The organism is Polaromonas sp. P1_G4 (assembly GCF_056405475.1).
Genome location: NZ_JBFUCA010000457.1, coordinates 1 through 3,514, shown reverse-complemented (window position 1 = coordinate 3,514; position 3,514 = coordinate 1). Strand labels below are relative to the sequence as shown.

4 protein-coding genes and 1 pseudogene are annotated in these 3,514 nt (G+C 62.2%); 4 read left to right on the top strand and 1 reads right to left on the bottom strand.

Going from position 1 to position 3,514, the window contains the following annotated elements; genetic code table 11:
- Positions 1–460: 460 nt before the first annotated feature.
- On the bottom strand, positions 461–1,024 hold the full coding sequence (locus tag AC1D1X_RS18660; protein ID WP_477671405.1) for a PaaI family thioesterase: 564 nt from the start codon (positions 1,022–1,024) through the stop codon (positions 461–463).
- A gap of 48 nt (positions 1,025–1,072) precedes the next feature.
- On the opposite strand from AC1D1X_RS18660, the gene AC1D1X_RS18655 reads away from it, so the two are divergent.
- The 4 genes and pseudogenes from AC1D1X_RS18655 to AC1D1X_RS18640 all read left to right on the top strand — a co-directional run.
- Entirely contained in the window at positions 1,073–1,552 is a 480-nt protein-coding gene (locus AC1D1X_RS18655; protein WP_477671406.1) for a MarR family winged helix-turn-helix transcriptional regulator, read from the top strand.
- Positions 1,545–2,834 (top strand): MFS transporter, encoded by a 1,290-nt coding sequence (locus AC1D1X_RS18650; RefSeq protein ID WP_477671407.1) that lies wholly within the window; start codon positions 1,545–1,547, stop codon positions 2,832–2,834. Before AC1D1X_RS18655 ends, AC1D1X_RS18650 begins: the two co-directional genes overlap by 8 nt.
- Positions 2,835–2,851: 17 nt before the next feature.
- Entirely contained in the window at positions 2,852–3,325 is a 474-nt protein-coding gene (locus tag AC1D1X_RS18645) for a MaoC family dehydratase (RefSeq protein WP_477671408.1), read from the top strand.
- A 69-nt stretch (positions 3,326–3,394) separates the two neighbouring features.
- Positions 3,395–3,514: pseudogene (locus AC1D1X_RS18640) on the top strand (magnesium transporter); the annotation flags it as partial.

The window sequence follows — 3,514 nt, the reverse complement described above, 5'->3', positions numbered from 1 at the left end:
TCCGCCGGTGAGGAAAATGGCGCCTGGAGCATCCATCGGCTGGTGCAGAACCTGAAAGGGGGTTGGCGCATGGTCGTTCGGGGAGGTAATCATTGCGTTGCATTTCCAGGTTGAGTGCTTGTCTTGCCAAATGCTCTTATTCTTCTTTTGATGTTCGCGCAGTCTATGCGCCGTGCAAGGCTGAATCAAGCCTTACCCTGTCAGATATAACAGGGGCTTCCCCGCATATTCCGCTTGAATAGCGGGGCGAATCGAAAAAAGAACATAAATTGTCCGCATGCGGACAGTCTGCCGGGATTTTTGGTCCTGGTGTGAGCCCTTCTTCAAGGATCTCTCGGTCAGGTCATCGAACCGGCTTTTTGGGGGGGCATGCCGGCCAAGTGGCGTAACTGGAGAATTTTCCGGTGACCGTGGCGGTGGATGCGTCGGGGATTTCCATTCACCGCCACATTGGCTTGTATCAGGTGCCTTGGTCAGCCTTGGCTCCCCCGACCTCAAACACCAGACAGGTCGTGGTCGCATGCGCATACAGCTTGCCGTCCGGCCCGACGATGCGGCCCTCGGCCGTTGCCAACTGGCGGCCGCAGTGGATCACCGTGCCGATGGCGCGCAGCGGGCCGGTCTTGTGTGAGGCGGCACGCACGATGTTGATGCTGAGTTCGGCGGTGGTGTAGGCCCGGCCGACCGGCATCATGGTGTGCACGGCGCAGCCCACGGCGGAGTCGAGCAGCGTGGCGTACCAGCCGCCGTGCACAGTGCCCAGCGGGTTGTAGTGCTTGAGCTGCGGCGTGCCCTGGAAGGTGGCTTTACCGGGCTCAACCTCAATCAGGGAGAAATCCAGTGTTTCAGCAATGTGGGGGTAGGGCAATTGGCCGGCGAGCATGGCCTGCATCACTTCCATGCCGGTCTTGCCTGTGACGTCTTCCGGTCGGGCCAGACCAGGTTTGCCGCCGCCGTCCATCATGCGGGCGCGCACTGCGGCGCTTTGTTCCATCCACTGAGTCAATGTGTCTTGCAGGGTCATGGCATTTATAAATGTTGCATATACAATGATTGTAGCTACAATCAAATTATGAGCGAGAAAACCCGCCTGTCAACCCAGGCCGAACTCAAAGTGCAGGGCTGCACCAATGTCAAGCTGCGCCAGCTGATGCGCCGCGTCGCGCACCACTACGACCTGGAAATGACCAAGGCCGGACTGAAGACCACGCAGTATTCCCTGCTGACTTATGTGCTGAAGCTGGGCCCCATGCGACCGGGCGAGCTGGCGCGTGGCATGAAGATGAGTGCCTCCACCCTCACGCGCAACCTCAAGCCGCTGATCGACGCCGGCTGGATTGAGCTCGCCGCAGGCACCGATGCGCGCAGCCGTACCGTGGTGCTGACTGACGCGGGCCGTGCCAAGCGTGAGGAGGCCCGATCACGGTGGAGGGCTGCGCAGGAGCAGCTCAACGCACTGTTGGGCGCCGGGCGTGTGCTGGCCCTGCATAACCTGATCAACGAATCTTTAGAGCTTTTGTCCCCCATCGAATCTGGAGCTGATGATGAGTAACCCCGAGCCTTCCCCGTCCAGCGTCACGCCTTCCGCTTCTTCCACTGCACTGCCGGCGCGCCGCATCGCGATGTGGCTGGTCCTACTGGCTGCCGGCGGCACCTTTGCCCTCACCATGGGCGTGCGACAGACCATGGGCCTGTTCCTCTCTGCGCTCAATACTTCGACCGCACTGGGTATCGGCAGCATCAGCCTGGCCTTCGCTTTCGGCCAACTCTGGTGGGGGCTGACGCAGCCCTTCGCCGGCGCGGTGGCTGACCGCATCGGTACTGGCCGTGTGATCTTCATGGGTGTTGTGTTGGTGGCGATTGGCACCATCATCACGCCGCTGATGACCAGCACAGCCGGCCTGATCTTTGCCATCGGCGTGCTTGCGGCGGGCGGTGCCGGGATGGCCGGGCCTTCTGTGCTGATGGCCGCCAGCACACGCCTGGTGCCGCCTGAAAAGCGCGGCCTGGCCACCGGCATCGTCAACGCGGGCGGCTCTTTTGGGCAGTTCGCGATGGCGCCTATCGCCATTGGCCTCACAGCCGCTGTCGGCTGGGCCAGTGCAATGCAGTGGCTGGGCGCGCTGGTGCTGCTGGCGGTGCCTGCGGTGCTGGTGCTGAAAGGCAATTCGAATGCGCTGGCAGCCCAGGCTGCGGCGGCCTCGGGCACGAAAGCGCTGAGCGCACGTCAAGCCATTAGCCAGGCCATCGCAACGCCTAGCTATCGTTACCTCGCGGCGGGTTTTCTGGTGTGCGGTTTTCACGTGGCGTTTCTGGCGACTCACCTCCCCGGCGTGATAGCGGCCTGTGGTTTGCCGCCCGAAATTGGCGGTTGGTCGCTTGCGATGATTGGCCTCTTCAACATCGTCGGCAGTCTGGCCATGGGTTGGGCCGTCGGCCGCTGGCGCATGAAGTCCTTGCTGGCGCTGCTCTATACAACGCGTGGCCTCGCCGTACTCATCTTCCTGCTGGCGCCCAAGACCCCGGCCGTGATGCTGATCTTCGCCGCCGTCATGGGCGTGACCTTCCTTTCGACCGTTCCACCCACGGTGGGCCTGGTCGCCAAGATGTTCGGTACGGCCAACATGGCCATGCTGTTCGGCGTGGTGATGTTGTCGCACCAGGTGGGTGGTTTCCTGGGTGCTTATCTGGGCGGCTATATATTCCAGGCAACCGGCAGCTACGACTGGGTCTGGTACATCGACATCGTGCTGGCCACAGGCGCCGCGTTGGTGAACCTGCCGATCCGCGAAGCGCTGCTGCCGCGGCAAATGGCTGCCAAGGCCGCAGCCTGAAGGTGAAAAAACAAGGCATGAGCAAGGTCCCCAAAACCGCCGCTACCGCATTGCGCTACCTTGAGGACTTGCAGCCCGGCGACCGCTTCGTCAGTGGCGAGCACGCGCTGGATGAGGCGCAGATCACCTCGTTTGCCGCGCAGTTTGATCCGCAGCCATTTCACCTGGACCACGAAGCAGCCAAGGCCACACTCTTTGGCGGCTTGGCCGCGAGCGGCTGGCACACGGCGGCTGTCACGATGCGGCTGCTGGTGGGTGGTGGTTTGCCGCTGGCCGGCGGAATCATAGGCGCAGGGGGCGAGATCAGTTGGCCCAAACCCACGCGCCCCGGCAATGTGCTGCATGTAGAGACAGAAGTGGTGAGCGTGACGCCCTCAGCTTCGCGGCCCGATAGAGGCAGGGTGGTGGTGCGCAGCCAGACGCTCAACCAGCACGGCGAGGTGCTGCAGCAATCCGTCTACAACCTGGTGGTTCCGCGCCGCCCATCCTGATCTCAGCGTGACGGCATATCAGCGCTGTGCCAGAATTCACGCAGGCAGACAACTTGCGGGAAACATCAGATGCTTATCAATTGCGTGGTCTACCAGAACGGCACCAAGCTTGCCGACATCCCGGTCACCGAGATCAGCGACTACATCTGCCGTCCCGATGCTTTCGTCTGGGTGGCGCTGCAGGACGCC